This is a genomic window from Colwellia sp. 5_MG-2023 (assembly GCF_030547795.1).
Classification (GTDB): domain Bacteria; phylum Pseudomonadota; class Gammaproteobacteria; order Enterobacterales; family Alteromonadaceae; genus Colwellia.
On sequence record NZ_JAUOPW010000003.1, the window covers coordinates 281,205 to 307,973 of the forward strand.

Here is a 26,769-nt window from a genome sequence, read left to right on the forward strand (position 1 = left end):
CATTAACCAACAAACCAAAAAGGGTTTTTACTATGAGTGGAACAACAAACCTTTCAACAAGTAATTCTGAGCAATTATTTGCTAAAGCCAAAAGTGTTATTCCAGGTGGAGTTAATTCACCAGTACGTGCATTCAGCAGCGTTGGTGGCACACCTTCGTTTATAAAACGTGCAGAAGGCGCTTATATTTATGATGCTGACGATAACGCTTACATTGATTATGTTGGCTCTTGGGGACCTATGATTTTAGGTCACAACCACCCAGCTATTTTAGATGCTGTTATTACTACCGCCCAAAATGGTTTAAGTTTTGGTGCGCCAACAGAATTAGAAATCACCATGGCAGAAAAAGTACGTGAGTTAGTTCCTTCGATGGAGTCTTTACGTATGGTTAGCTCAGGTACTGAAGCAACGATGAGCGCTATTCGCTTAGCTCGAGGTTTTACTGGCCGTGATAAAATATTAAAGTTTGAAGGTTGTTATCATGGCCATGCCGATTCATTATTAGTAAAGGCAGGCTCTGGTGCTTTAACATTAGGTGTACCTAACTCTCCAGGTATTCCTGAAGACTTTGCTAAACACACCTTAACGGTTAGCTATAATAACTTATCAGAAGTTAAGGAAATATTTGCTAAATATCCGGATCAAATTGCTTGTATTATTGTTGAGCCTGTTGCGGGCAACATGAACTGTATCCCTCCTGTACAAGGTTTCTTAGAAGGCTTACGTGCGGTTTGTGATCAGTATAATTCTGTCCTTATTTTTGATGAAGTAATGACCGGATTCCGTGTTGCTTTAGGTGGTGCGCAAGCACATTACAACATTAAGCCTGACCTAACTACATTAGGTAAGGTTATTGGTGGTGGTATGCCTGTTGGTGCTTTTGGTGGTAAAAAAGAAATAATGGATTACATTGCCCCCACTGGCCCAGTATATCAAGCAGGTACTCTCTCTGGTAACCCTATCGCTATGGCGGCAGGTTTAGCTGCATTAACAGAATTATCACAAGGTAATAAGCATCAGCAATTAAGCGATGCTACCGAGAAATTAGCAATGGGCTTAAAAGCTGCTGCAGACAGAAATGGCATTGATTTAAATATTAACTATGTTGGTGCGATGTTTGGTTTCTTTTTTACCAGTGATGAAACACCTATCACTTGCTTTGAGCAAGTCATGGCATGTGACCAGGATAAATTTAACCGTTTCTTCCATTTGATGCTTGAACATGGTGTTTATTTAGCACCATCAGCTTTTGAAGCTGGTTTTTTATCAATGGCACATACCGATGATATTATTGAAAAAACCTTAGAAGCTGCCGCTAAGTGTTTTGCTCAACTGTAATAACTTAGCTATTTGGTAATACCTATAAAGCTACAAAAGAGTTATCAACTAATCATTGATAACTCTTTTGTTAACCAATCAAAACCATCTTTCCAACCTAAGTTTATACCTGAGAAATTTTTTAAATTCCAACGATCTACAGCTCTTAGATCGTTCATTTTTTGGGTTAAGGCTTCACTTTCATCGCTATAGTTAATAACCGCTATAACTTTTAAATTTTCATGGGATGCAATGCTTAATTTTGCTTCAAAGGAGTAATCATAATGATTAATTTTATTAATAAGCAAACCAAAATTACTCGAAAAGTGTGTTGATAAAAACTCATCATATTCTTCTACCATTTCTATCGATATTTCAACGGATTTATTCACAATGACTTCCGCTATATTTTCATTAAGAATATTTATTGAACAAAAACTAAGTTCATATTTCATTTCTATTTCCCCATGCACACACAATAATAATGATCACTAAACCTTAATAACTAGGTTTTTATATTTTCTCTACATAACAAACTATAGGGCATTGTACGTAATTGATTTACGTTATAAATTGGTCAAATAACTGTACCGTTACTACTTCTCCCGCCTTAACTTTGCCCTGCTCAGCGGGTAACACGATAAAACAATTTGCCTGTACTAAACTTGATAAAATACCGGAGCCTTGTGAACCAGTTGATTCAACAACATTATCGCCTTGGTCATTAACACTAAGCACACCTCGCTGAAAATCCATACGACCAGGTGATTTTTTCAAATCCTTAACACATTTCACCTTTAAATAAGTACGCTTTAGCGGTTCTGCATTTTGCATTTTAGTTAAACCAAGCATTGCTAATTGATGAAAAGTAACTAACGCTGAGACTGGATTTCCTGGTAAACCAAAAAAAATACTGTTGGGTAACTTGCCAAAAGCAAACGGTTTCCCCGGTTTCATGGCAATTTTCCAAAAACCAATTTCCCCCAAATCATCAAGCACCGTTTTAGTATAGTCTGCTTCTCCTACGGAAACACCACCAGATGAAATAACCGCATCTGCCTGCTTATCGGCACTAACAAAAGCTGCCTTGATTAAATCGAAATCATCTTCAATAATGCCAAAGTCAATCACTTCAATATGTAATTTTTCTAACATGCCACGTAAAACGAAGCTATTACTCTCGTAAATATCACCTGACGCTAATATTTGCCCAGGGAGCTTTAGCTCATCTCCGGTCGAAATTAGCGCAACCTTTACTCGGCGGTAAACCTGAACTTCACTAATACCCAATGAAGACAAAATACCAATATCTATGGCCGATAGTTTATGCCCTGGGCTAAAAACAGGCTGACCTAATTTAATATCCTCACCAGCCTTACGCACATGAGAGCCAAATGATTTTTCATTAAGAAAGGTAATATTGTTGTCATCCACTTGCACATTTTCTTGCATTTCAACACTATCACAACTCTCAGGCATTTTTGCGCCAGTCATAATACGAATGCACTCCCCTAATTTACATTCACCTTCAAAAGGCGATCCTGCCATAGAGCGCCCTATTAAGGTTAATACTTTACTGGTTTGAAAACTCTCAATAGCAAAAGCATAACCATCCATTGCTGAATTATCATGATTAGGAACATTTAGTGGACTAGCAATTTCTTGAGCTAAAACATAATTAAGTGCCTGTGAAATTGGTAAAGTTAACGTTTCGGTCACCGGCGTTATTTGTGACAATAAATTTTCTAACGCATCCTCAAATGGTAATAAACCAGGAGCTGAACAACAATCAGACATGACAATCTCACTTAATTTTTTATTTTTTGAATACCTTGAAACATCTTTTAATTATTTATCAATAATTAAAAGAGCATATTGCCACTATTATTACCTAATTAGTGACAAAAGTAATTGGGCTTTTTATTGTCTATAGACAGATTAAGACAGGAAGTCAAAAAGTGCTATTATGCAGGCTATTAAATGGTATACTTTTTCTTGAGTCATAAGACTATATAATTATTTTACACCGAGCTTAAATAGCTAACACCATACTTTATAAAAGTAGGCTATGTTATTTAAAGCCGTAGTAATTGTTTTCATTAGATAATTTATTGATAGCAATTTACTGCCAGGGTTAACAAGGAAACGCGTTAGCCTCCCTACATTTGGAAAGGTGATATGTTAAAAGACAATTTTGGCCGTAGGTTTTATTACCTACGCCTATCGATTACGGACGTTTGTAATTTCAAATGTACTTACTGCCTGCCTGACGGTTATCAGTGTGATCAACCACGTGACTTTCTCTCGCTTTCAGAAATAAAACGTCTCACGTCTGCGTTTGCTAGCTTAGGTACGGAGAAAATTAGGATCACTGGTGGTGAACCAGCACTTCGTAAAGATCTTCCTGAGATCATCCATGCTTGTAAGCAAACTCAAGGTATTAAAAAAGTTGCTATCACTAGCAATGGTTTTAAATTGCCTGACCATTTACCACATTGGTTAGATGCAGGAATTGATGCCATCAACATCAGTATCGATAGCTTAGATCCGCGTAAGTTCCATGCCATTACGGGGCATGACAAACTCGATACTATTTTAAAAGGTATCGATATGGCCTTAGCTGATGGACGCCCAACGGTTAAGGTGAACACAGTATTAATGCGCGAATACAGTGGCTACGATATTCAAAGCTATTTAGATTGGCTAAAAGATACTCCGGTCACCCTACGTTTCATAGAGTTAATGCAAACGGGCGATAATAAAGCCTTTTTTGATGCACAGCATGTGCAAGGCTCTCGTATAAAACAAAACTTAATTCTTGATGGCTGGTTACCCGTACTACAAGACAGGTCTGCGGGGCCTGCACAAGAGTTTTATCATCCTGACTATCAAGGCCGTATTGGGCTAATTATGCCCTACTCCAAAGATTTTTGTAGCAGTTGTAATCGCTTACGAGTGAGTTCATCAGGAAAATTACATTTGTGCCTATTCAGCGAAAACGGTTTATCTTTACGCGAACAATTACAATGTGATGATATTGAACCATTACAAGCACAAATATTGTCTTTATTAGGTGATAAAAAGGCAACTCACTTCCTACATGATAAACTTACTGGCGGCACAAAACATTTAGCCATGTTAGGTGGTTAGTATGAATAACATTGTAAACACAGCACCGATAGACACGACACTATTAAATCATGAATGCTTAGGAGTCGTACTTGCTGGTGGTTTATCTACTCGTATGGGCAATGATAAAGCCAAGTTAGTTAGAGGAAATAATTCACCGCAGTCTATGCTTGCCTTTTCTAAGCAAACACTGACTAATTCAGGTATTAATAACATTGTTGTTAGTGGTGATCATTATGATATCCCCGATCAAATAAAGCGGTGTGGACCTGTTGGAGGAATTTTCAGTGTCTTGGCCAAGTACCCAAATGCGAAGTCATTATTAATACTGCCTGTTGATTTACCTTTTATGACCGCAAAAGCCTTAACTGACTTACGTGTTAAAGGTGAATTAAGCCAAAAAGCAACATACTTCGAAGGTCATAACATCCCTCTCTACTTACCGAACAGCGCTTATGTTGAATTATTTTTATCACACACGTTTGCAGATAACTTAACAAATGAACATATACAGCTTAATAACGGAGAGGCGAAAAAAGGCCCTTCAATCAAAGCTTTGTTAAAAAACATTCCACATCAAGCAATACCGATTAATGATAAAGCTGTTTTATTTAATACAAATACGCCCGAACAATGGCAACAAGCAAAGCAGCAGCTTAACTTTTAACCAATTAATTTAAACAGATAGCGTAAAAGGATAACTTATGTCAGCACATGGCGGCACAACTTTCATTCCCTTAAATATTGCAGTATTAACTGTTTCAGATACTCGCACAGAAGACAATGATACTTCTGGTCAAGCATTAGTCGAACGACTCACAACTGCAGGCCATACACTAGTAGATAAAGCGATTGTTATTGATGATATATACCAACTGCGAGCTCAAGTTTCTAAATGGATTGCTGATGATAGTATTAACGTCATTATTTCTACCGGTGGTACTGGATTTACCGATCGAGATAATACACCTGAAGCATTAATGCCATTATTTGATAAAAATATTGAAGGTTTTGGTGAAGTATTTCGCCATGTTTCATTAGGTGAAATAGGTACATCAACAATTCAATCGCGCGCTTTAGGTGGTATGGCAAATAAAACTGTCATTTTATGTGTACCAGGTTCAACTAACGCATGTAAAACTGCCTGGGATAAGGTAATCAAAGAACAATTAGATGCTAGCCATAAGCCGTGTAACTTTGTGCCTCATTTAAATATTAGCGCTGACCAATGCGAGACACGTAACTAATGAGTAGTTCAACAACATCATCATCGCCAACACTTAGCCATCTCAATCAACAAGGTGAAGCTAATATGGTTGATGTGACCGAAAAAGCGATGACCTCACGTACCGCTACAGCGCAAGGTGTTATAAGTATGAATCGCGCGACTTTTGAATTAATTACCACCGGTAAACATAAAAAAGGCGATGTGTTTGCCGTTGCTCGTATTGCCGGTATTCAAGCAGCCAAAAAGTGTAGTGATTTAATTCCTTTATGTCATCCATTGATGCTAAGTAAAGTACAAGTTGATTTCAGTTTAGATGAAGAAAATTCACAAGTGCAGGTCACAAGCCTTTGTCGTTTAACGGGGCAAACCGGTGTTGAAATGGAAGCATTAACGGCGGTATCAGTTGCTTGTTTAACTTTATTTGATATGTGTAAAGCAGCTGATCCTGCAATGGAAATTGGCAATATTAAAGTATTAACTAAAGAAGGTGGTAAGTCAGGACATTGGCAGGCTTTATAGAAAAAATTATTCAAAGTAGCTTTTAAAATGAGATCTTATTCGTAAGTGATCATTTACTTACTTTTATAAAAAGAGAGAACATCATGATAAAAATCGTTTTTTTTGCCGCTTTACGTGAGCAGCTTAATTGCAGTGAGTTATCAATAAATAGCCAAGGATTAACTACGGTCGCCGATGTAAAAAAACAACTGGCGAGTACAGATGAGCAATGGCAACAAGTTTTTACTAACGATTCATTACTGTCTGCCGTGAATCACGACATGGTTAATGATGAACACATAGTTAACACTGGCGATGAAGTGGCTTTTTTCCCACCTGTTACCGGTGGATAACTCAACCATTTATCAATAATGACCTTATTTAGTTATATAGCAGAGCAAGTTATAAGATGACAGCAACTAATTACTCCGAAATATCAATACAAACCGAAGATTTTAGCCTAGCAGATGAAGTTGCCTTACTTGAAAAAAATAATGCGACTGATGGCGCTGTGGTGACTTTTACTGGTCGTGTCCGTAATCAAAACGAAGGTAAAAGTGTTACTAGTTTAACCCTAGAGCATTATCCAGTGATGACTGAAAAATCATTATTAGCCATTATTCATCAAGCAAAAGAGCGCTGGGACATTGGACGTGTAAAAGTAATTCATCGTATTGGAGAGCTATTTATTGGTGAGCAAATTGTGTTTGTTGGAGTAACTAGCCAACATCGCAAAGATGCATTCGCTGCCAATGAATTTATTATGGATTACTTAAAAGTACAGGCACCTTTTTGGAAAAAAGAAGCTAATAAAGATGGTGTTAAGTGGTTAGACGCTAAATCAAGTGATCAAAGTAAAGCAGCCGTTTGGTAAAGGATAACTAATCAATGAAACTGTATTCATTTACTCAATCGCTTACTAATAAAATAGTCCTAGTTATACTCAGCATTAGCATCATCCTGAGTAACCAAGCCCTGAGTGCGAATAAAGCAGAGCAAACCAATACTAATAATCACCCTCTCCGCATTGCCGTTGCTTCCAACTTTACTACCCCATTAAAAGAACTTTTAATAGATTTTCATCAACAAACCGGTATCAAGACTCAAATTATTAGTGGTGCAACTGGTGCTATGTTTATACAAATTCAGCATGGTGCGCCTTTTGATATTTTTCTCGCTGCTGATAGCATTAGACCGGCAAAACTTGAACAGCAAAATTTGATCATTGCAAAGAGCCGAAAAACATATGCATTAGGTCAATTAGCGCTATTCTCAATGAATTCAACAGCAAGTTTAGAAGATTTGCAGTATTTATCTCAAAAAGAAAACCAACGCTTTGCTATTGCAAACCCAGATACCGCTCCTTATGGCAAAGCTGCTAAAGAGACTTTAGCGCACTTAGGGCTATGGCAACCATACCAAAACAAGCTTGTTGTTGGCATCAATATCAACCAAACTTTTGCACAGATTCGTACACAAGCAGTAAGCAACGGTTTAATAGCCAATAGCCAACTGGTATTAAATAACTTAGCTGGCGCTGTTATCCCTTCAGATTATCATCAGCCAATAGAGCAGCAACTTGTCATCCTAAAAAACAGTAAAAATGTCGATAACGCAAAAAAATTAAGTGAATACCTACTGTCACCCAGTGTGCAAAAAAAGATTGTTAATTTTGGCTATGCGGCGATAGAGCAACCGTAACATGATAAATTCTGATGTGCTGGCCTTATTAACCACGTTGAAAATGGCGGCCTTAACAACCTTAATTTTACTAATTCTTGGTACCCCTCTAGCCTGGTATTTAGCTAAAATGCGCAGTCGTTTTAAAGTTATTATTGAAGCAATTGTCGCCTTACCTTTAGTGTTACCGCCAACGGTGCTCGGCTTTTATTTACTTATTGCATTTTCACCACAACATTTACCTGGGCAGCTTTGGCAACAAGCAACAGGACAACAACTCGCCTTTAGTTTTTCAGCTATTGTTATTGGCTCTGTGCTCTACTCTATGCCTTTTGTAGTGCAGCCCCTACAAAAAGCGTTTGAGCAACTAGGCGACCCTTTGCTAGAAGCTGGAGCAATGCTAGGCGCTGGCCCTATGGATAGATTTTTTAATATTGTGTTACCTATAACCAAGGCAAGTTTTATTACTGCTGCCAGTTTAGGCTTTGCTCATACCGTAGGTGAGTTTGGTGTAATACTCATGATTGGTGGTAACATTCCTGGTGAAACCAGAGTATTGTCTATTGCCCTTTTTGATCATGTTGAAGCCTTTGATTATGCTAGAGCTCATGTGCTAGCAATTAGTTTATTAATTGGCTCTATGGTGTTGTTAGCCTCAATTTATCTATTGAATAACCCAAGAAAAAAAACAATGAATAAGGCGAAGAGATGACCGATGCTTTATTAAAAACGACATACCCTTTATTTCTCGATATTCAACTTGGCTTTGAACAACATGGTTTTGAACCATTCCAACTAACGGTTCAGCAGGGACTATCACTGGAAGGTATTACCGGTATTTTTGGCCATTCTGGCTCAGGAAAATCAACTCTTTTGCGTGCTATTGCTGGTTTAGAAAAAAAAATTACCGGTTCAATTACTTTGAATAATATCGACTTAATTAATAGTGACAGCAACATATTCATCAAAGCAGAACAACGGAATATTGGCTTAGTCTTTCAGGACTCACGTTTGTTTCCACATTTAAATGTGGTCGATAATTTAAAGTTTGCAACTAAGCGTTGTAAGAATAATCGATTGAACTTTGATGAAATCATTAAGTTAACAGCGTTAGATAACCTTCGCCATAAATCTATTCATGAACTTTCTGGTGGGCAAAAACAACGAGTAGCACTTGCTCGTGCTATTCTAGCTGAACCAATATTATTATTACTTGATGAGCCACTTAGCGCTCTTGATAGAAAAGCAAAAGCGAGTTTATTAAGCTTAATGCTTAAAGTTCAAGATGAGCTTCAGTTACCCATGTTTTATGTCAGTCACTCACTTGATGAACTTCAACAAGTGTGTGATAAATTACTGGTGTTATCGCAAGGAAAGGTAATTGGTTATGATGCGATTCATACCATGATCCATCAATTAAACTATTCAGATGTAACCAGCGATGCCGATGACATTATTCATCAACAAACCAGTTTATCTTTACCAATAACAACCTTGGACAATGGTCAAGGTCTCGCAATATTAGCATTAAATGATGTTGAAAATATCTATTTACCTGCACTTGATGAGAGCTTTACCAAAGAAACACTGCGTTGCTTTATTTTAGCCAGCGATATTAGTATTTCATTAACCGAGCCCATTAATTCATCCATCGTGAACCACCTTTTTGTCAAAATATCCTCAATTGATATCATGAAAAACAAAGTGTTAATTACTGCAATATCAGTAAAAGGTAAAATAGAACAAGAGTTCTTTATTAATATCAGTACTTTTTCACAACAAAGGTTGGCACTTAATATTAATCAACAAGTATATTTACAATTTAAAGCCAGTGCTGTGCGCACTTACCTTTATTGACGTTACAATATCAAAACATAAACAAATAAATTATTCGCTTTCACTTAAAAATTTAAAGGTAACACAGTGTTAACAAGGCAAGAGCAACTTAAGTATTCACGACAAATAATGATGGATAAAATTGGTGAGCAAGGGCAAGTAGCACTGCGAAATGCCAAAGTACTCATTGTTGGTGTAGGCGGATTAGGTAATCCTGTTAGCCTCTATTTAGCTGCTGCTGGTGTTGGTACCTTATATCTTGCTGATGGTGATAATATAGAGCTGAGCAACTTACCACGCCAAATACAGTTCGACGAACAAGATATTAATCAAAACAAAGCAGATGTTGCCGCAGAGAAACTTAGTACACAATTTCCGGATAGTAATATTGAAGCCATTGATGAAATGTTAGACCAAGAATTGTGCGATTATTATGTTCCACAAGTCGATTTAGTTTTAGATTGCTCGGATAACATTCAAACACGTTATTTAATTAATCAAGCTTGTGTCACACATACTGTGCCTTTAGTAATAGGTGCCGCAACAGGGTTTGACGGTCAACAACTACTTGTTGACCCTCGAAATAAAGACAGCGCTTGCTATCATTGCTTATTTCCAGCATCAATAAAAGCACCAACGAATAATTGCCAAACACTTGGTATATTAGGCCCAGTACTTGCCATTATTGGTGGTATGCAAGCCTTACAAGCAATAAAGATATTAACAGCTGACGGCAATGAAAATAACACTCAAATTAATCAGTTAAACTTATATGATGGTTTAACAAATCAGTGGCAACAATTTAATATGAAAAAACAACAAAGCTGCAATGTGTGTGGAAATAGGTAGGTATTAAGCTATAGGTAGTATCAATATACATGTTGATGTAAATATTGACGTTAATGATTGATATCAACACGTGATGATATCAATCATTGTACAAAGTATATTCAGCATCTTAAGCATAATTAAGGCTGTTTACCTAGACTTAAGTAGAGCTATTGGCGTCAACTATCATCTGAATAAGCCCATATTTCTATCAGTTACTGCTTCACGCCATCCTCCTAGCCACTCAGATTTAGCATCAATACATTGATAAGGGCAATGCTCCTTTGACTTACCACTTAAACCCGCTTGGTAACCATTTGAATGCGCTCTTCCTAACCGATCTCTTTTCTGTCTTTTCATTATTTAACACCTCGTAAAAAGTATCTTTTAAATTGTCACTGAAAAAGCAGTGATGACAAGTCGAGTTTACTACTCATTGTTACTATCTATCATAAACAAGGTTTCATCTATCATGATATTCATCAATAATGCTTAGTTAGCTCATTAATAAAAACCTTATTTAAAGTGCTCGATAAATAACCAATCGACAATTAATTTAAAAGGATTTTTAGAATGCTTGCAAGTATGAAAAACATAAAAAATGTAAATAGAAATGACATAAAAGATCATGAAAATAAATAATCTTTCAATCACGTTACTTCTATCAACTAAAACAATTCTTTAGCGCATTAGTTTACTTTTTACATAGAAGCAGGTGATATAAGAATAAACTGTTTATATGAATTTAGTTTAAAAAAAAGGGGCAATAATGCCCCTAAAATAATACCTAACTTTTTTGGATTAGTTAACTAACTTCAGTTCAAATGCCTGAGTTAACATCAACTAACAACCAACATGATATTAATACTTCGCAGCTTCACCTTCTGCTGGTAATGTTTGCTGAATAAATTGACGAACATCTTGGTTTGATTGCTTTAAATCTTCATGACGAAGGTACATCATGTGACCACTTCTATAACCTTTAAACGATAAACGATCACGCATTTGTCCGCTAGGATCTAATTGCCACATAGTATACTTTGCATCGAAGTAATTAGTTGCGCCATCAAAGTAACCTGATTGAATCATCACATTTAAATACGGGTTTTGTGCCATGGCTAAACGTAAATTTTCACCCGTATTGTTATTACTACGATCCCATGGATGTACATTACCAAACATATTATATTTAACATCTGTTTTGTAATTTAGCTCTTCACGTAAATAATAATTAATCGCTGGCGTAAAGCTATGCAACCACGATGTTAACTCTGCGTTATAATCTGGACGAGAGCCGGCAACTTTTTTATCAATTCCTAAATAACGTGAATCTAAACGACCAATCGTTTGCTTTCTATCGCGCAATAACTCTTTCCAAAAAAAGTTATTATTTACATCTAAATTATTTGCTATTATCGCATCAACAGACAAACCTGAGTACATAGACACCCATTTTGCGATCTTGCGTTTTTCATCACTTGAAATAAAACCACCCTTTGCTAACGCTGGCATATATTCATTTATCGTAAATTGCTCTACTTCAGGTAATAATTCATCTAAGTCTTTGGCTTGATATTGTGCTGGTAAAGCATTGTGATACCAAGCTGCAGCTGCAAAATAAGGTAAACGATTAGCTGATTTCACCGGGCCTTCACGTTTAATACCAATATCTGTTGGTGAGACTAAAATAACACCATTCACATACATCCATTGCTGTTGTTGAAGTGCTAAAGCCAAACCAGAAACTCTCGTCGTACCATAGCTTTCGCCAATTAAATATTTTGGAGAACGCCAGCGATTATTACGAGTAACAAAAGTATTAACCCACTCAGCTAAATATTTAACATCAGCATTAACGCCAAAAAACATGGCTTTTTGTTCTTCTTTACTCGGCATTTTACCGTCTTTATCAGGTAGAACTCTTGAATAACCAGTATTCACTGGGTTGACAAAAACAATATCAGCTACATCTAAAATAGAATAAGGATTAGTTTTAACGCCATAAGGTTGCAGTGGGTAACCTTCATCATCGACATTCAGTACTTTGGGACCAGTATAAGCAACATGCATCCACACGGAAGCTGAACCTGGGCCACCATTAAATGAGATTAATAACGGACGTTTGCTATTATTTTTAATATCGGTGCGTTGATAGTAAGTATAAAAAAGGCTTGCAGTAGGATTACCCTCTTCATCCCATACTGGTTGAGTACCAGTAGTTGCACTATATTTGATTTTTTGACCATTTATCTTAGTGCTATGTTGCGTTATTTGGTGTTCATCAATAACTAGCTTTCGGTCGTTATTTGCAAAAGTTGTTGGTGAAAGTGATACACCAACTAAGAAAACGATAGAAGTAAGTGTTGTGAATAATTTCATTTCATATCTCAGTAATAAATTTGTTAATAAACTACCATAAAGCTCATTACCTATCAGTTAATTAAGTTAAACCTACACAATAATGAGATTAAATTCTTAATATTAAACAATAAGATTGATACGAATAATTAATATTAAAAGCAATTATGACATTTTAAACGTATCGATAGAACTTTCTAATTTTTCAGCTAATTCAGCAACTTGGTTACCATAAGTTAAGGTTGACATTGACTTATCACTACTTTGTCGGCTTAAGCCCAACACTTCTTGAATACTATGGCTTATGTTATTACTTAACGCATTTTGTTGAGTCGCTGATTGGGAAATATCCCCACTCATTTCATGTATGTTCTTTATTGCCTCGGTAATTAATAACAATGTTTGTAATAGCTCATTAGTATAACTTTGACAGTTATTCGCCTCATCTTTGCCTTGGCTAATGTCTGATGCTGCTTTTTCAGTTTGATGTTGTAAGGATTCAATCATACTTTGAATTTCTGTAGCTGATGCTTGAGTTCTACTTGCAAGTAAGCGCACTTCGTCGGCAACAACGGCAAAACCTCGACCTGCGTTTCCTGCTCTAGCCGCTTCAATAGCAGCATTTAATGCTAATAAGTTTGTTTGATCAGAAATGCTATGAATAGTATCTAAAATACTACTAATATTAGCGGACTCTTGTTGTAAGACCGACATAACATCAGTAGTGCGATCCAACATAAGTGCTAAATTTTGCATTCGTTCATTGGTTGTCTTTGCGGTTTTCTCTAACGCATTACTCTGTTGCAATGCATTGGTCATATCTTTTTCTGCATTATTTGCTTTTGATAAGATGTGATCTGCACTTTGCCCTAACTCAGATGTTTGTACTGCGACCTGCTCTATCGTTTGCTTTTGAATGGCTAAAGAGTCTGTTACTTCCTCTATGCGTTGGTTCGATTGTTCTGCCGCATCATTTAATACATGAGTATTTTCGGAAATATTACCAATGAGTTTGCGCAAATCGGCAACGACAATATTCACATTTTTAGACAGTTCACCAAATTCATCATCAGAAGCAACGGTTAATTCTCTAGATAAGTCTCCTTTAGCAATTTGAGACAACACGATATTGATTTTCTTTAACGGTGAAATCATCGATCTAATAGTTGTCACAGCAACAACAATACCTGCAATAAATAACACCACAAAAATGGTGATAGTTTCGAGGTTTCCTTGATCAACATTATCCACAATCCCCATTTGTAACTGTGTTAAGTTTTTATCTACAGTTTGTAAGAATATATCTATCGCATTAATAGAATTATTAATATGTAATTCTGAATTATTAAAAGCATGATTTAACGCATTTTTTTCTTGCAGTTGTATTCTTTTTAACTCAAATAGATTGTCTTTACCTTTAAGCATTTTTTTAGATTTTTCAAACTCGTCAATAAAGGTTTCAATAACACCATTGGTATTATATGTTTTACCTAAGTCTATTAAGAATTTGGAATATTGTTCAATATTACTTATCGCAAAATCAATTGCCTCTTGAGACTCCTCAACTTCTTCGAGCGTATTAATTGATAAAATAGTTTTAGTTGCATCGGTTAGGTTAAAAACAAAGCCCTCAACCTGGCTGGCTGAGCCAGAAATTCTATCGATTTTTTCTTGGTTATCAGGGTCATCTAAGTAAGTTAAATCGCCCAATACAGCGCCAGCTTCATAAAGAACATCATCAAGTTTTTTTTGCTGCTCAATAAAGTACTCCGTTTCCTGTATAACAGATAATTTATGGGTAAACATTGCAGAAACAGCATTAGAGTACTGCTCATAAGCGCTATTAAAGCGATCTAATCGATCGATATTAGGAAACATATAAAGCATTTCTTCAATTGCTTTTTTCTGCTCAATAAGCAAAAGCCCCTGTTCTGCAAATGCTTTTTTTAATTGCTCTATTTTATTAATAGTCGTTAAGGTTGGAATAAAAGAGGACGATTTTGCTTGCTTTAATAACTGCTTTTGTACTGTATTAGCAGACTTCTGTATAGGTAAAGCAAAGTCATCTACCTTGGCTGATGCTTGTTTAATATTACTTAAAATACCAATAGAACTAATACTAGAAAAAAACAATAACAATAGTATTACAACAAAACCAATAACAACTTTATGGGCGATTTTTAAACTGTTCAATTTAAAATACATACTTATTAACTCCATTATAAGTCATAAAAGAAACATCCGACCAGTTACTATACGCGTAAATATTGTACTATCAAATAAAATATGGTGAAAATAAACACAATAAATAATTTCAGCCATCACTCCACGTAAAATATAATAAAAAGTAGCTAACTAAAGCTTCATTCGTCATTAATACATAAGTATAGACAAAGCTTTGTTAAAACATAAAACCGGATAAATGGATGAGTATTTATCCTAGCAACAACACATATTTGATAAAACGATTAAAAGACTAACGACTGAATAGATCTTAACGATTAAACGTATTTGCCATAATAGAGCTATACTTTCTACATGTAGGTAAAAATACGTATATATAGCAGCTAAGTAATACAGTGTTATGAATTTATATTCCTTTGAAATATCGTGAATATAAAGGAGAAAACTATCAAATTAATTAACCCAATAAAGTTATTTACTTTCCTATTATTTTGCTTTATCCCAAGTGTCGTGGCAGTTGATACTATAAAATTGCTCAAGCCATTATTAGTAGATGATAAAAGATCCAAGCATAAAAACGAGGTGATTATTCGCGCTCTTCAAATAACAGCTGAAGAATTTGGCCCTTTTATATTTGAGCCGATTGAAATGAGTATGACGCCTAAAAGAGCCTTTATATCGCTTAAAAGAAACCAAAATATTAATGCTTATATAGGACCAAGTGATGAAGCATGGGGTAACGAAGTAATCACGATTAAAATTCCTATTAGGCAAGGCCTACTTAACTACCGATTATTACTCGTTCATCAGTCACAGCTTGCTCTTTTTAGCAAAGTTAAGAACCTCGACGACTTAAGTCAACTTAATGCTGGGCTTCAGCACCATTGGGCAACAACAAAGGTATTTAAAAGTCATGGATTAAAAGTAACAACAACACATAATTTTGAAGGTTTATTTCAAATGTTAAAACGCTCTCGATTTGATTATATTCCTAGAGCGATCTACGAAGCTTATGATGAACTTGAAAGCCGCCAGCCCGATTTAAAGAATATTGTTGTAGAGCCAACTCTAGCGCTATACCTCCCAATGGCCACTCATATTTATATATCACCACAAGAGCCTCGTATTGCTCGACGCCTAGAAATAGGATTACGTAAGTTAATAGCTAATGGAGAAATTAAAACAATATTAGATAAATATTACGCCGAAGATATTAGTCGCGCTAATTTGAAAAATCGCAGAATTATTAAAATAAGTAATCCAACCTACCGCGGTAACAATATTGAAAATAATCAATAGCATAGTGTTAGCGTATATTCATTGCTGTATTGTTCTAAAGGTTAAATTAATTCTTGGTTCGTGCACTTTTTTAGTTGGTGGTAACCGGTGTAACCAATGCTTTTGAGTTTCATCTTTCATTACTAATAAACTAGCTGGCTTTAACTGTAATGAGACGACTTCTTTATTATGTTTATGCTTAAAAGAAAACTTCCGTTCGGCACCAAAACTTAACGAAGCAATTGCGCCATTATCTTTAAGATCTTGCTCTCCATCACTATGCCAAGCCATTCCTTCAGCACCGCTATGATATAAATTAAGTAAACAAGTATTATAAGTTTCATTTGTTTTTTGCTCGACAACTCCTTTTAGGTAATAAAGGTTATCTGTCCAAGGTAACGAATATTTAGTTGTATTTGAGTAGGTATAACTAAAAGGCTCTTTTTGACCTGAATTACCGTACCAAGCCACTTTTCGCTTAGTTTCGATTAATTTTCCAAGAATAATAGCTTGATCGCAGCGCCAGTCGACTTCACTCAATAAGTGTTCAAAATAAAAGTCAGCCTCTGCTTGCGTCATTATTTCGCCGTAGAAATTAACCACACCATCTTGAGGCAGAATATTGATAGGCTCTGCTAAAAATGATTCAAATAAATTCATAATACCCTGACAATTTAACTGTATTAATATACAGTACCATGATATTTGCGTATCATCAAAATTTTTTATTACTAGCCAATGAAATAAATACAGTAGTAACAAGTTAAATTATCAATCACTAGACTCTGCTAGATATTAATATATAAATTAATGAGGAGTCATTTAAATAAAATAATAAGATAACTTCCTTCAATAAACCTTCGCCAAGTTAAAGATTTCTCCATGACTCTTTTTTTCGTTGATAATATCTTTATAATGAATTGGATAAAACAGAATCCCCTTCAAACCTAATAACAATAACAGCAAACAATGGCATAAAATAATGGCAATTGAATACAAAACTCGTACCCAACTCGTTGTAGAAGTTTTACGCGAAAAAATACTTAGTGGGGAAATAATTGCTGGCCAACCACTGCGTCAAGCCGCTTTAGCAGACGAATTAAACGTTAGCCGCATCCCTGTTAGAGAAGCATTATTACAGCTTGAAGCTGAAGGTTTAGTCTCATTTGAGCCTCATAAAGGTGCAAGTGCTACTAGCTTGAACCTTGATCAAGTCGATGAATTATTCGAATTAAGAGCAATGATTGAAGGCGACTTACTTGCTGCCTCTTTAGTGGATATCACGGATGAAGCTTTAATAGAGGCCAATGAGTTATTAATTAAATTGGATAGCGCTTTAGGTAAAGAAAATGCTGCAAATACCTGGAGTGAGTTAAATTCAAGTTTTCATAATTGTTTGTATTCCGGCGCTAAACGACCGCAAACTTCTGATTTAGTTAACATTCTAAATAAAAATGCAGATCGATATATACGCATGCACTTGCTGTGGGCTGGTGGTATATCTAAAGCAGGTCCTGAACACGCTGAATTATTAGCTTTTTGTCAGGCACGCGATATAGACAAGGCTGTCGCAAAATTAAAACAACATATTCTAAGCTCTAGAGATGAAATTAAAGCATTTTTAGTGCAACGAGAGTCTGGAAAGTTTTAGTGAGTTTAATAAAGCAAGTAAGCCTTCGCTAAAGCTGAAGGTTTACTTGTTGAATATTAGTGCTCATTGTTCTTTGCTAAGAAAAGTTATTTAAAATAATAGCAATTAGATATTATTTTCAACCATAGTTTTTATTTTATGCGCCTTCTCAAAGTGATCTAACTGATGTGTTTGAATCCACCAAGTTGCCGCTTCCATTAAAAGTGCTGGATTATCATTTTTATTAGCAAAAAAAGCATAAAATGATAACCCAACATTATCACCTTTACTGGCGATTTTTTTATCGCAAATATCTATTATTTTTTTTCTTAATACTGCTCTCATCATTTATTATTCTTTGTTAGAATGGATTTAGCATTATAAATAGAATAAGACAATGCGAGCAACAAACAAATACTGGCGGGAACAATAAGCGCATAAAAGTGGAAAAAACTAAAAAGATAAGCGCCACAACAGCCACCAACAATAAATCCAAGAATGATTAATAAAAACAATAACCCCTTTCTCTTATCAAAATATTCTCCTCTTAACTTAGAGCCGATCATGATGCCTAAATCGGTAAATATACCAGTAACATGGGTTGTTCTGATCACAGCACCACTATAGGTCGTTGCTAACGCATTCTGTAATCCACAAGCTGCAGAAGCTAAATAGTGACCGAGAGAGTAATTGTCTGATAAAAAATAAATAGAGCTAAACAAAAAAGTAGATTCTAACAGCAGCAAGCCACTGTAATTACGCCCCAACTTTAACGAGCCGCTGCGTATAAAGTATCCGGAAATAACAGAGCCTAAAAGAAAGCTCAGTAATACTAACGCTAAATGGCTAACATCAGCGAAATCTGAATTAATCATGCCAGTACCAAAAAGTGTCGCGGTACCTGACAAATGAGAAACTGATTGGTGCTTAAAGCCTAACAACCCAATTGAGTTAACAAGCCCTGCAACCAGTGCAAGTATAAATGAACCATATTCTACCCAACGAGGTAATTTCGAAATCACGTTAATCCTTTTGGCTGTTAGTCCTGTCAATAAAGTAGTAAGTTACAATGGGAAGGTGGTCTTGCCAGATCGTTATCAATAGTAAGAGTTTATACAAATTAGGTTATCAACGATTTTGCAAATTTAGCGCAACATCCTTTTTACACCTATCAACTATTGCTAATTTTTCCTCGTCAGATTTCCTCATCCAATTTGTAATTTCCAACTTGGATCTACAACAACCTATGCACATATCATTTTCATCTAAGCCACATTGGCCTACACAAGGGGATATAATATTTGTCTTATTTTCCATAATCATATTGATAATACTTAACGATTAAAAAGCCGCGGATAGTACCAATCTAACTTTCTTAGTCACCATAAGCATTAGACTTTACCATTAAGTGTCAGGCACCTGTATTTATTTGGTGTATGGTAACATTTCGCTTAATTTATTTTTGGCTAAAATTTTAATACACCAACACTATTTAGCCAATTATATGCTTGCTCCATATTGTCACAAAATTTTGTTTCAACATTAGTTAATACCGTATGGCTCTCTTCCATCAACATTTGTTGAAGAGACATACTACAAATAACCGCTTCATATTTTTGATTATTAATATTTCCCCATTCATTTAATTTATTAATTTCATCCCACATATCTGGCGTAGACAACTCCCATTGGCTTAAGTCAACTAAACACGCCCAAGGTTTGTCTTTTATGCCTTCAACATGTTCTTTGTATTCTCGACAAAGCCTTATCACTGTTTCAACATTCCAAGCATCAAAGCATTTAATAATTAATGTTTGATCAATTACTTCTATTTTAAAAGAACCATGTTCTTGCATTAGTACTCCTTAAAACGCATAAGTCCCCATTTAATAAACTACAGATTGAAAAACTAACTACCTGTCAATTTTCTGTATTTGCTTATTTATACTTCTTTTATACTTATCTAAGAACTAAACATTGTTGTGCTGTAATACGATTAACTTCGGAAAATGGATGTTAATAACAATTATGTAAATATTATCAAGTACATAATATTTACATAATTAGAGGTTTTACTCAAACTTGGATTCAAATAATAAGTGCATCACTTGAATAGGCCGAAAAATTGGTCAGCTGAGTATATGCTAATCGCTTTTTCTCCGGCAAGAAATGCACCAATGAAAACATATAAATAAATAACTGACCGATGAAGAACGATGCCAGATTTATGCCTTAAATAAAAGTGTTATAAGTCAAAATCAAATTGCAGCGCTACTCAGTGTTAGTCAATCAACGATTAATAGCGAGCTATCTCGAAATACCGGACTACACGGTCACCATACTAAACAAACCCTCAAGATAGTGAAATATAATACAATTGATTCATCGTAAAAACCCAAAACACACCCCTCAAGAAAAATATTATATTAAGCAAACCTAAAAGCTAGTGTAACAGCGTAGAATTGATACATCGAAGTACTCAAGATGACACCCCAAGTAATTGAATTTATCAATCTAAAACTCCAGATCAATTAATGACTAAGTACATGGTAGCTATAGCTGCTTAATCGTTATACACTTCGAGATTGAATCTGCCAAACCCAAAAAAATAATCTTTAGTTAACTATTTTTAAACCTTGTTTATAATACCGATGCTAATGAAAAAATCTAAAAATTAGCAACTGAATATATGCAGCAATAACTAAAGGCAATTATTAATGTTATCCACTTTTTTTAAAACAAAACCCGTTATTGATGAAACAAGCAAAGCATGGATTTTTGATACCTTTGCTTGGTGTATTACTGAACTCGATGGTGAGTTTTTTACAAATGACAGTAAATTAGTATTGCCGAACAATACCTTCTATCCCGGTAGTTCAAGCAGCGTAGAAGAAATGGCTAATACGATTTTTTCAAATACGATGAAGTATGCTGGAATGACCGCTTGGCCAATAAAACTGGTGTCTGCTGAGCGCTTTATTCAAAAACCCATGCCACAACTATTATTTGCTTCAAGACTTCGTGGTGAAAACTGTCACATTAGCTGTAAAGTAAGCAGCATAAATGACACAACACCAACTATCGACATTGCTTTTCATGCTAGCCAACTTAATCAACCTCAAGATTTAATTGCTTATTTAGTACAAATACAAGCAAGTATTTTGGTGCATCAACATAATGCTACTCATTATGACGCTAACAACTCAACAAACACCTATGCCCCTGGCGGTAAAGAAGTATTGCCACAAACCATTGACTTAGTGGCTTGTTTTATGGGGTTTGGTGTTATTTTTGCTAATACAGCTTATCAGTTTAAAGGGGGTTGCGGCTCATGTAACAACCGTAACCTAAACCGACAATCAGCACTACCCGAGTTAGAAACCGTTTACGCATTAGCGCTATTTTGTGTAATAAAGGGCATTGAAGTTAAGCAGGTAAAAAAAGAACTAAAATCTCACCTATATAAACATTTTCGACAAGCTCACAAAGAAATATCACTGTATTTACAACAAACAGATAATGCTGAACATAAGCAGCTACTGCTAGCCCACGATAAAAGATAAATACGTATTAATGAAAGTTTTTACTACTCATTATCGCTTCCACAATACGTTGATTAATGCTCCTACCATGATTAATCCCCCACCAACAATGGTGGTCGTCATAGGTATTTCACTAAAGTACGCCCAACCTATAAATACTGAAAACAGTACTTGTACGTAAGAATAAGCTGTTGCTTTATTAGCATCAGCACAGTGTAATGCTTTTGTTAGTCCTACTTGACCTACTTGGGTGAATATTCCCACTAAAATCAATAATATTGTTGCTGTTAAGCTAGGTATCACAAAATCACTACCCAGCATAAGCATCGACACAGGAAAAGCGACGAGAGGAAAGTAGAATATGATTACTGAACTATCCTCAGTTACCGTTAATTTTTTAACCAAAATATAAGCAACGGCACTCCCAAAAGCCCCCAAAACACCGGCACTAATGCTTAACCATGAGTATTGTATGCGAGGGTTTAAGAGTAAGTTAGGTTGCGCTAAACTTTCCTGAACTAAACTTTCCTGAGCTAAGTTGGGATAAATGATGATCAACAAACCAAGTAAGCTGATTAAAATACAAGCGACAGTTGAGCGTTGTATCGTTTCTTTTAAAAACCATAACGCCAAAATAGCGGTAAAGACAGGATGTAAGTATTGTAATAACGTTGCTTCGGCTAACGGTAAAGTAGTTACCGCATAATACACAAACATCAAAGCGAAAGTACCAACGGTACCTCGAGCAATTAACAACGGCTTATTATTACCCCACAGCGGAATATTTTTGCGTTTAACATCAACATAGCTAATCACTGCTGAAACAGCTGCCCTTGCAGCGACAATTTCAAAAACAGGAATACCTAAAGTGCTAACCTCTTTGACACAAGCTGCCATTAAGGAAAAACCTAATGCTGATAGCAACATAAACCAAACACTCATTGGCACTGAATTTTTTAGGGTGATAAACATTAATTGTTGTACTCAGGTAAATAAAATAGAAAGATAACCAACTGTTCATTTTTCTAAACAACATATAGCTTAGAAAGCTCCCAATTGTGATAATTTATCTCGTATTGCTTGATAACGTTGTTGCTCACAAGAAGCAAAACCTGATAACTGTCTAACTTTATTACGTCCAAAAATAGGTACACTCATACCGGCAAAAAAGCGACAGTAACTTTCTAACGTTAATGGCACCGTAATTTTGTTTGCTAAATGACTTTTCAATGCCACAGCATCTGCCATTAACACTTCATCACTTGGCCATTGCGCCTGTACTGAATGTTCAAGTTGAGCGACATTTCCTGCACATACGCTGCAATGCCCACAGCTTACGGGTGCTTTTTTATCATCAAAATAACAACTTAAATTATAGCTTAAGCACTTATCAAGTTGAAAAAATCGTACAAGAGCAGCAATACGCTGAATTTCTTTTTGCTCTTTATCGAGAAAATAATTATACAGGTTTGTTGCTAACTTAGGATCATTAAGTTCATGACTATTAACCTTAAAAACCTCTGTCATTCGTGAGGTTTCTAATACAATTAATTGTTGCTCTTGTAAGTACTCTAACGCCGCAACAACACGATTTCGATCAATTGATTGGTCTTGCAATAAGGTATCAAAGTTTAAACTGCCCCACACTTTTTTAAACGCTGTGGCTTTAAATACTGTTGATAAAAAATGACGTCTTTGTTCATTAAAACCCGATAATATCTGCTCTAGGGGCTGTAAAAGCTTAATTTTGAAATCTGCAAAATAGGCATACATAGGCTCAATGACACCAGCAATTTCCAACTGAACCAATAACGTTTTTAACGGTAATTGTTTAATATTACTGGTATTAGACAGTGGTAGTAATTGTAATTCCCACTTACTTTCATATTGGGTACTTTGAGTCTCAACTTTAATATTATCAATAATAGACTCGATACCACCAAGCTCAGGCGTATCACCATAAACAAAATTTTCTACAGTATTTAAACCATCTAAATTTGCCAAAGTCACACAGTGTGACAGCTCACCATCACGCCCTGCTCGACCTATTTCTTGAGAGTAATTCTCAATTGATTTAGGTAAATCGTAATGAAAGACAAAACGAATATCACTTTTATCAATTCCCATACCAAAGGCAATAGTCGCAACAATAACCTGTATATTTCCCGCCATAAAATCAGCTTGTATTTGGCTACGATTTTCGCTGTCAAACCCCGCATGATAAGCGCAAGCGTTAATACCTGATTGCTGTAAATAAGCCGCAACCTGTTCAGCAGAGTGTTGTAACGTAACGTACACAATACCGCTATTTTGACCACCATTAGAGTATTGTTGTATTTGCTCCACTAAGACTTTATTTTTATTAGCGCTACTAACCGGCAATACCACTAAATTGAGGTTATGACGATAAAAACCAGTTTGTACAATATGATGCTCATTAATGGCAAATTTATCAGCCATATCTAACTTTACTTTTTTTGTCGCTGTTGCGGTTAACAATAATGTTAATGGAATATTCAATTCTTTACGGTAACCAGGTAATTTTAAATAATCTGGTCTAAAGTTATGACCCCACTCTGAAATACAATGCGCTTCATCTACCACTAACATTGAAACCGGTACCGATTGAATAAACTGCCTAAAACGCTCATTCTTAAAACGCTCGACTGACACCATTAATATTTTAATTTCACCATTACGCACCGCAGCCATAACGTCTTGTGTTTGACTACCTTTTAACGTTGAATCAATACTTGCTGCCGTAATACCTTTACTCGCTAAAAAGGCTAACTGGTCTTTCATCAAGGCTAACAATGGCGACACAACAAGCGTTAAATTAGGCAGGTGCAATGCGGTTAATTGATAACACAAACTTTTACCTGAGCCGGTAGGAAATATTGATAACGTTGACTGCCCAGCTAACAATTGTTCAATTGTTTGCTTTTGACCTAAACGAAACTGCTCAAAACCAAATATTGTTTTAAGTGTTTCTAGCGATGAATTTTGATTAATTCCGTTCATGATTAACATTCCAATATAAATAATTTACTAAAAAAATTATAGCCCTATCATTATTTTTAACGTTAAAAACATAAAGCACTAAGTATTTAACCAGTATGACATAAAGCGTACTTTGACTGTATTACTTTAACAAGCGCCTTTACCAACCAGCAGTGCTAAAATAATTGATCTCTCGCCATATTAATTTGATTAAATTTAACAAAACCCCTTACTGTTTAATCGTAAATATAAGCCAATCTATCGATAATTCATTGCATTCATCATTAAAACATAGGCAAACTGATTAAAATAATTTCTAATAAAAGAGCCATCAAATGCTATTAAAAAAATCTTTGCTCGTTATTGCTATATCGAGTGCCTTATTAAGTGCTTGTTCACAACCACTAACAAATAACGCAAGCACTTCAGTTGAACAAAACAGTGCTAATGTAGTCATATCCGAATCAGAAAAAGCCAACCAACTATTTGATAGTATTTTCAAGGCAAGCATTGACCGTAACCCAGTTATGCAGACATATCTTGGTATTAAAAAAGATTACGATAAATGGAATGACCTATCTGAAGAAAACAGCGCAATCGAGTTAGCTTTTGATAAAGCAGACTTAGAAAAAATTAAAACGATTGATACCGATAAATTAGATCCTCAAACGTTGATCAGCTATCACCTTTACGTTCAGAAATTAGAAAACAGCATCAATGATTACCAATGGCGCTTTCATAATTATCCTGTTAATCAAATGTTTGGCACTCACTCACAAATTCCTGCGTTTTTAATTAACCAACATTCAATTAGTAATGTAAAAGAAGCACAAGATTATATAGCCCGTGTAAAAGGCGCTAAAAAGTTAATAATACAGCTTGTTACCCAACTTAAATTAAGAGAAGACAAAGGAATAATTGCCCCTAAATTTGTTTTTGAACATGTCATTCGTGATGCTAATAATATATTAATAGGTGCACCATTTTCTGACGGTAAAGACAGTACGCTTTTAGCCGATTTCACTAGCAAAATTAACAAACTAGCAATTACTGATGCAGAAAAAAACTCATTATTAACTGACATTAAATCCGCATTGAACAACGAATTAAAATATGGCTATGAACAATTAATTAGTTACTTAACGGAATTAGAAAAGAAAGCCGATGATCGTGACGGTGCTTGGAAGTTTCCAAATGGTGAAGATTTTTATAATAATGCTTTAAAACGCACAACTACTACAGATCTCACTTCTGAAGAAATTCATCAAATAGGGCTAAATGAGGTGGATCGAATCCATAATGAAATGCGTTTGATTATGGAAAAGGTTGGCTTTGAAGGTGATTTGGCCGAATTTTTTGATTTTATGAGAAACAGCAAGCAATTTTATTACGCTGGAGACGAAGCAGGACGTCAGCAATATTTAGATGAGGCAGTTGCTTTAATTGACGATATGAAAGGCCGCCTAGACAGCTTGTTTTTAAGTAAACCTAAAGCGGAATTAAAAGTTAAAGCCGTTGAAGCCTTTAGAGAAAAGTCTGCGGGTAAAGCATTTTATCAACAACCCGCACCTGATGGATCTCGCCCAGGTGTTTATTATGCAAACCTTTACGACATGGAAGCTATGCCAACCTATCAAATGGCGGCTTTAGCGTACCATGAAGGTATTCCTGGACATCATATGCAAATCGCGATCAAACAAGAATTAACTGGCATTCCTATGTTCAGAAAGTTTGGACGCTATACTGCTCATACCGAAGGCTGGGGATTATATTCAGAAATGATCCCTAAAGAAATTGGCTTATACCAAGACCCATACTCTGACTTTGGTCGTTTAGCTATGGAACTATGGCGTGCATGTAGATTAGTGGTTGATACGGGTATTCACACAAAGAAATGGACCAGAGATGAAGGCATTGCATATTATGTAACTAATACGCCTAACGCTAAATCTGACGCAGTTAAAATGGTTGAACGACATGTTGTTATGCCATCCCAAGCAACAGCTTATAAAATTGGTATGTTAAAGATATTAACCTTACGTGAAGGTGCTAAAAAAGCCTTAGGCGACAAATTTGATATAAGAGAATATCACGAGGTAATTTTACGTAATGGGCCAGTACCATTAAACGTACTTACTCAACTCGTTAATGAATATATTGAAGAGAAAAAGGCTTAATCTCGACTGACTTGATAAGTCACTAAACAGAACCATCTAAAACCGCATTTTTAAATGCGGTTTTTTATTGTCTTTTTAGCTA

Annotated in this window: 28 protein-coding genes and 1 riboswitch; of the genes, 16 read left to right on the top strand and 12 right to left on the bottom strand. The window is 35.6% G+C overall.

From position 1 onward, the window contains the following. Positions 1-32: 32 nt before the first annotated feature. A complete protein-coding gene (gene hemL / locus Q4496_RS04295; protein ID WP_303601455.1) occupies positions 33-1,340 on the top strand; it encodes a glutamate-1-semialdehyde 2,1-aminomutase in 1,308 nt (435 codons plus the stop codon). Positions 1,341-1,384: 44 nt separating this feature from the next. Here hemL and Q4496_RS04300 read toward each other — a convergent pair whose 3' ends face one another. Next, positions 1,385-1,774, bottom strand: a complete 390-nt coding sequence (locus Q4496_RS04300; RefSeq protein WP_303609980.1) for a hypothetical protein — start codon at positions 1,772-1,774, stop codon at positions 1,385-1,387. Between the two features lie 106 nt (positions 1,775-1,880). Further along, the gene (gene moeA, locus Q4496_RS04305; RefSeq protein ID WP_215972253.1) at positions 1,881-3,116 is read right to left on the bottom strand and encodes a molybdopterin molybdotransferase MoeA; all 1,236 of its coding nucleotides are present in this window, start codon (positions 3,114-3,116) and stop codon (positions 1,881-1,883) included. A 215-nt stretch (positions 3,117-3,331) separates the two neighbouring features. Next, a riboswitch (molybdenum cofactor riboswitch) is annotated at positions 3,332-3,511 on the top strand. Between moeA and moaA the strand changes: the two genes are divergently transcribed. The 10 genes from moaA to Q4496_RS04355 all read left to right on the top strand — a co-directional run bounded on the left by moaA (position 3,498) and on the right by Q4496_RS04355 (position 10,539). Beyond that, a complete protein-coding gene (gene moaA / locus Q4496_RS04310) occupies positions 3,498-4,469 on the top strand; it encodes a GTP 3',8-cyclase MoaA (RefSeq protein WP_303609981.1) in 972 nt (323 codons plus the stop codon). It overlaps the preceding riboswitch by 14 nt. A gap of 1 nt (position 4,470) precedes the next feature. Next, the gene (locus Q4496_RS04315; RefSeq protein ID WP_215972255.1) at positions 4,471-5,115 is read left to right on the top strand and encodes a molybdenum cofactor guanylyltransferase; all 645 of its coding nucleotides are present in this window, start codon (positions 4,471-4,473) and stop codon (positions 5,113-5,115) included. 37 nt (positions 5,116-5,152) lie between these two features. Further along, positions 5,153-5,695: a molybdenum cofactor biosynthesis protein B gene (gene moaB / locus Q4496_RS04320; protein ID WP_215972256.1), complete on the top strand. Its 543-nt coding sequence runs from the start codon at positions 5,153-5,155 to the stop codon at positions 5,693-5,695. Beyond that, positions 5,695-6,195: a cyclic pyranopterin monophosphate synthase MoaC gene (gene moaC / locus Q4496_RS04325; protein ID WP_215972257.1), complete on the top strand. Its 501-nt coding sequence runs from the start codon at positions 5,695-5,697 to the stop codon at positions 6,193-6,195. The genes moaB and moaC overlap by 1 nt, the downstream gene beginning before the upstream one ends. 83 nt (positions 6,196-6,278) lie before the next feature. Further along, complete coding sequence (gene moaD, locus Q4496_RS04330; protein WP_215972258.1) at positions 6,279-6,527, top strand: molybdopterin converting factor subunit 1; 249 nt, start codon at positions 6,279-6,281, stop codon at positions 6,525-6,527. Between the two features lie 56 nt (positions 6,528-6,583). Continuing rightward, a complete protein-coding gene (gene moaE / locus Q4496_RS04335; RefSeq protein WP_215972259.1) occupies positions 6,584-7,048 on the top strand; it encodes a molybdopterin synthase catalytic subunit MoaE in 465 nt (154 codons plus the stop codon). 14 nt (positions 7,049-7,062) lie between these two features. Next, complete coding sequence (gene modA, locus Q4496_RS04340) at positions 7,063-7,875, top strand: molybdate ABC transporter substrate-binding protein (RefSeq protein WP_303609982.1); 813 nt, start codon at positions 7,063-7,065, stop codon at positions 7,873-7,875. Between the two features lies 1 nt (position 7,876). Beyond that, positions 7,877-8,566 carry a molybdate ABC transporter permease subunit gene (gene modB, locus Q4496_RS04345; RefSeq protein ID WP_215972261.1) on the top strand — a complete coding sequence of 230 codons (690 nt, stop codon included), beginning with the start codon at positions 7,877-7,879 and terminating at the stop codon, positions 8,564-8,566. Beyond that, positions 8,563-9,711: a molybdenum ABC transporter ATP-binding protein gene (gene modC / locus Q4496_RS04350; RefSeq protein ID WP_215972262.1), complete on the top strand. Its 1,149-nt coding sequence runs from the start codon at positions 8,563-8,565 to the stop codon at positions 9,709-9,711. The genes modB and modC overlap by 4 nt, the downstream gene beginning before the upstream one ends. 66 nt (positions 9,712-9,777) lie before the next feature. Continuing rightward, positions 9,778-10,539 carry a HesA/MoeB/ThiF family protein gene (locus tag Q4496_RS04355; RefSeq protein ID WP_215972263.1) on the top strand — a complete coding sequence of 254 codons (762 nt, stop codon included), beginning with the start codon at positions 9,778-9,780 and terminating at the stop codon, positions 10,537-10,539. Positions 10,540-10,704: 165 nt separating this feature from the next. Here Q4496_RS04355 and rmf read toward each other — a convergent pair whose 3' ends face one another. The 3 genes from rmf to Q4496_RS04370 all read right to left on the bottom strand — a co-directional run bounded on the left by rmf (position 10,705) and on the right by Q4496_RS04370 (position 15,081). Beyond that, a complete protein-coding gene (gene rmf, locus Q4496_RS04360) occupies positions 10,705-10,878 on the bottom strand; it encodes a ribosome modulation factor (RefSeq protein WP_215972264.1) in 174 nt (57 codons plus the stop codon). A gap of 501 nt (positions 10,879-11,379) precedes the next feature. Beyond that, the gene (locus tag Q4496_RS04365) at positions 11,380-12,897 is read right to left on the bottom strand and encodes a S10 family peptidase (protein ID WP_215972265.1); all 1,518 of its coding nucleotides are present in this window, start codon (positions 12,895-12,897) and stop codon (positions 11,380-11,382) included. 144 nt (positions 12,898-13,041) lie between these two features. Further along, a complete protein-coding gene (locus Q4496_RS04370; RefSeq protein WP_303609983.1) occupies positions 13,042-15,081 on the bottom strand; it encodes a methyl-accepting chemotaxis protein in 2,040 nt (679 codons plus the stop codon). 489 nt (positions 15,082-15,570) lie between these two features. Here Q4496_RS04370 and Q4496_RS04375 point away from each other — a divergent pair, with 489 nt between their 5' ends. Then, a complete protein-coding gene (locus tag Q4496_RS04375; protein ID WP_303609984.1) occupies positions 15,571-16,359 on the top strand; it encodes a hypothetical protein in 789 nt (262 codons plus the stop codon). A gap of 18 nt (positions 16,360-16,377) precedes the next feature. On the opposite strand, the gene Q4496_RS04380 is transcribed toward Q4496_RS04375, so the two are convergent. Then, entirely contained in the window at positions 16,378-16,998 is a 621-nt protein-coding gene (locus Q4496_RS04380) for an alpha-ketoglutarate-dependent dioxygenase AlkB (RefSeq protein ID WP_215972268.1), read from the bottom strand. 322 nt (positions 16,999-17,320) lie between these two features. Between Q4496_RS04380 and Q4496_RS04385 the strand changes: the two genes are divergently transcribed. Beyond that, positions 17,321-17,989, top strand: a complete 669-nt coding sequence (locus Q4496_RS04385; RefSeq protein WP_215972269.1) for a GntR family transcriptional regulator — start codon at positions 17,321-17,323, stop codon at positions 17,987-17,989. A 105-nt stretch (positions 17,990-18,094) separates the two neighbouring features. On the opposite strand, the gene Q4496_RS04390 is transcribed toward Q4496_RS04385, so the two are convergent. From Q4496_RS04390 to Q4496_RS04405, 4 genes are all read right to left on the bottom strand, one after another. Then, on the bottom strand, positions 18,095-18,313 hold the full coding sequence (locus tag Q4496_RS04390; protein WP_215972302.1) for a DUF6500 family protein: 219 nt from the start codon (positions 18,311-18,313) through the stop codon (positions 18,095-18,097). Next, positions 18,313-18,990: a YoaK family protein gene (locus tag Q4496_RS04395; protein ID WP_215972270.1), complete on the bottom strand. Its 678-nt coding sequence runs from the start codon at positions 18,988-18,990 to the stop codon at positions 18,313-18,315. Before Q4496_RS04395 ends, Q4496_RS04390 begins: the two co-directional genes overlap by 1 nt. A 106-nt stretch (positions 18,991-19,096) precedes the next feature. Further along, entirely contained in the window at positions 19,097-19,291 is a 195-nt protein-coding gene (locus Q4496_RS04400) for a DUF1289 domain-containing protein (RefSeq protein ID WP_354668412.1), read from the bottom strand. A 143-nt stretch (positions 19,292-19,434) separates the two neighbouring features. Next, positions 19,435-19,824: a hypothetical protein gene (locus tag Q4496_RS04405; RefSeq protein WP_215972271.1), complete on the bottom strand. Its 390-nt coding sequence runs from the start codon at positions 19,822-19,824 to the stop codon at positions 19,435-19,437. 343 nt (positions 19,825-20,167) lie between these two features. Between Q4496_RS04405 and Q4496_RS04410 the strand changes: the two genes are divergently transcribed. Together Q4496_RS04410 and Q4496_RS04415 are read left to right on the top strand one after the other, a co-directional pair. Continuing rightward, entirely contained in the window at positions 20,168-20,359 is a 192-nt protein-coding gene (locus Q4496_RS04410) for a helix-turn-helix domain-containing protein (protein WP_303610000.1), read from the top strand. Between the two features lie 326 nt (positions 20,360-20,685). After that, the gene (locus Q4496_RS04415; RefSeq protein ID WP_303609985.1) at positions 20,686-21,531 is read left to right on the top strand and encodes a hypothetical protein; all 846 of its coding nucleotides are present in this window, start codon (positions 20,686-20,688) and stop codon (positions 21,529-21,531) included. 30 nt (positions 21,532-21,561) lie between these two features. Here Q4496_RS04415 and Q4496_RS04420 read toward each other — a convergent pair whose 3' ends face one another. Both Q4496_RS04420 and Q4496_RS04425 read right to left on the bottom strand, forming a co-directional pair. Next, positions 21,562-22,482: a DMT family transporter gene (locus Q4496_RS04420; protein WP_303601467.1), complete on the bottom strand. Its 921-nt coding sequence runs from the start codon at positions 22,480-22,482 to the stop codon at positions 21,562-21,564. A 69-nt stretch (positions 22,483-22,551) separates the two neighbouring features. After that, positions 22,552-24,531, bottom strand: coding sequence for an ATP-dependent DNA helicase RecQ (locus Q4496_RS04425; protein WP_303609986.1), 1,980 nt, complete (start codon positions 24,529-24,531; stop codon positions 22,552-22,554). Between the two features lie 314 nt (positions 24,532-24,845). Here Q4496_RS04425 and Q4496_RS04430 point away from each other — a divergent pair, with 314 nt between their 5' ends. Beyond that, positions 24,846-26,687: a DUF885 family protein gene (locus Q4496_RS04430; protein ID WP_303609987.1), complete on the top strand. Its 1,842-nt coding sequence runs from the start codon at positions 24,846-24,848 to the stop codon at positions 26,685-26,687. Positions 26,688-26,769: the final 82 nt, after the last annotated feature.

Excerpts from the sequence above, each read along its gene's own strand:
- hemL (WP_303601455.1), top strand. The coding sequence starts at position 33 with ATGAGTGGAACAACAAACCTTTCAACAAGTAATTCTGAGCAATTATTT.
- Q4496_RS04300 (WP_303609980.1), bottom strand. The coding sequence starts at position 1,774 with ATGAAATATGAACTTAGTTTTTGTTCAATAAATATTCTTAATGAAAAT.
- moeA (WP_215972253.1), bottom strand. The coding sequence starts at position 3,116 with ATGTCTGATTGTTGTTCAGCTCCTGGTTTATTACCATTTGAGGATGCG.
- moaA (WP_303609981.1), top strand. The coding sequence starts at position 3,498 with ATGTTAAAAGACAATTTTGGCCGTAGGTTTTATTACCTACGCCTATCG.
- Q4496_RS04315 (WP_215972255.1), top strand. The coding sequence starts at position 4,471 with ATGAATAACATTGTAAACACAGCACCGATAGACACGACACTATTAAAT.
- moaB (WP_215972256.1), top strand. The coding sequence starts at position 5,153 with ATGTCAGCACATGGCGGCACAACTTTCATTCCCTTAAATATTGCAGTA.
- moaC (WP_215972257.1), top strand. The coding sequence starts at position 5,695 with ATGAGTAGTTCAACAACATCATCATCGCCAACACTTAGCCATCTCAAT.
- moaD (WP_215972258.1), top strand. The coding sequence starts at position 6,279 with ATGATAAAAATCGTTTTTTTTGCCGCTTTACGTGAGCAGCTTAATTGC.
- moaE (WP_215972259.1), top strand. The coding sequence starts at position 6,584 with ATGACAGCAACTAATTACTCCGAAATATCAATACAAACCGAAGATTTT.
- modA (WP_303609982.1), top strand. The coding sequence starts at position 7,063 with ATGAAACTGTATTCATTTACTCAATCGCTTACTAATAAAATAGTCCTA.
- modB (WP_215972261.1), top strand. The coding sequence starts at position 7,877 with ATGATAAATTCTGATGTGCTGGCCTTATTAACCACGTTGAAAATGGCG.
- modC (WP_215972262.1), top strand. The coding sequence starts at position 8,563 with ATGACCGATGCTTTATTAAAAACGACATACCCTTTATTTCTCGATATT.
- rmf (WP_215972264.1), bottom strand. The coding sequence starts at position 10,878 with ATGAAAAGACAGAAAAGAGATCGGTTAGGAAGAGCGCATTCAAATGGT.
- Q4496_RS04365 (WP_215972265.1), bottom strand. The coding sequence starts at position 12,897 with ATGAAATTATTCACAACACTTACTTCTATCGTTTTCTTAGTTGGTGTA.
- Q4496_RS04370 (WP_303609983.1), bottom strand. The coding sequence starts at position 15,081 with ATGTATTTTAAATTGAACAGTTTAAAAATCGCCCATAAAGTTGTTATT.
- Q4496_RS04380 (WP_215972268.1), bottom strand. The coding sequence starts at position 16,998 with ATGAATTTATTTGAATCATTTTTAGCAGAGCCTATCAATATTCTGCCT.
- Q4496_RS04385 (WP_215972269.1), top strand. The coding sequence starts at position 17,321 with ATGGCAATTGAATACAAAACTCGTACCCAACTCGTTGTAGAAGTTTTA.
- Q4496_RS04390 (WP_215972302.1), bottom strand. The coding sequence starts at position 18,313 with ATGAGAGCAGTATTAAGAAAAAAAATAATAGATATTTGCGATAAAAAA.
- Q4496_RS04400 (WP_354668412.1), bottom strand. The coding sequence starts at position 19,291 with ATGATTATGGAAAATAAGACAAATATTATATCCCCTTGTGTAGGCCAA.
- Q4496_RS04405 (WP_215972271.1), bottom strand. The coding sequence starts at position 19,824 with ATGCAAGAACATGGTTCTTTTAAAATAGAAGTAATTGATCAAACATTA.
- Q4496_RS04415 (WP_303609985.1), top strand. The coding sequence starts at position 20,686 with ATGTTATCCACTTTTTTTAAAACAAAACCCGTTATTGATGAAACAAGC.
- Q4496_RS04420 (WP_303601467.1), bottom strand. The coding sequence starts at position 22,482 with ATGTTTATCACCCTAAAAAATTCAGTGCCAATGAGTGTTTGGTTTATG.
- Q4496_RS04425 (WP_303609986.1), bottom strand. The coding sequence starts at position 24,531 with ATGAACGGAATTAATCAAAATTCATCGCTAGAAACACTTAAAACAATA.
- Q4496_RS04430 (WP_303609987.1), top strand. The coding sequence starts at position 24,846 with ATGCTATTAAAAAAATCTTTGCTCGTTATTGCTATATCGAGTGCCTTA.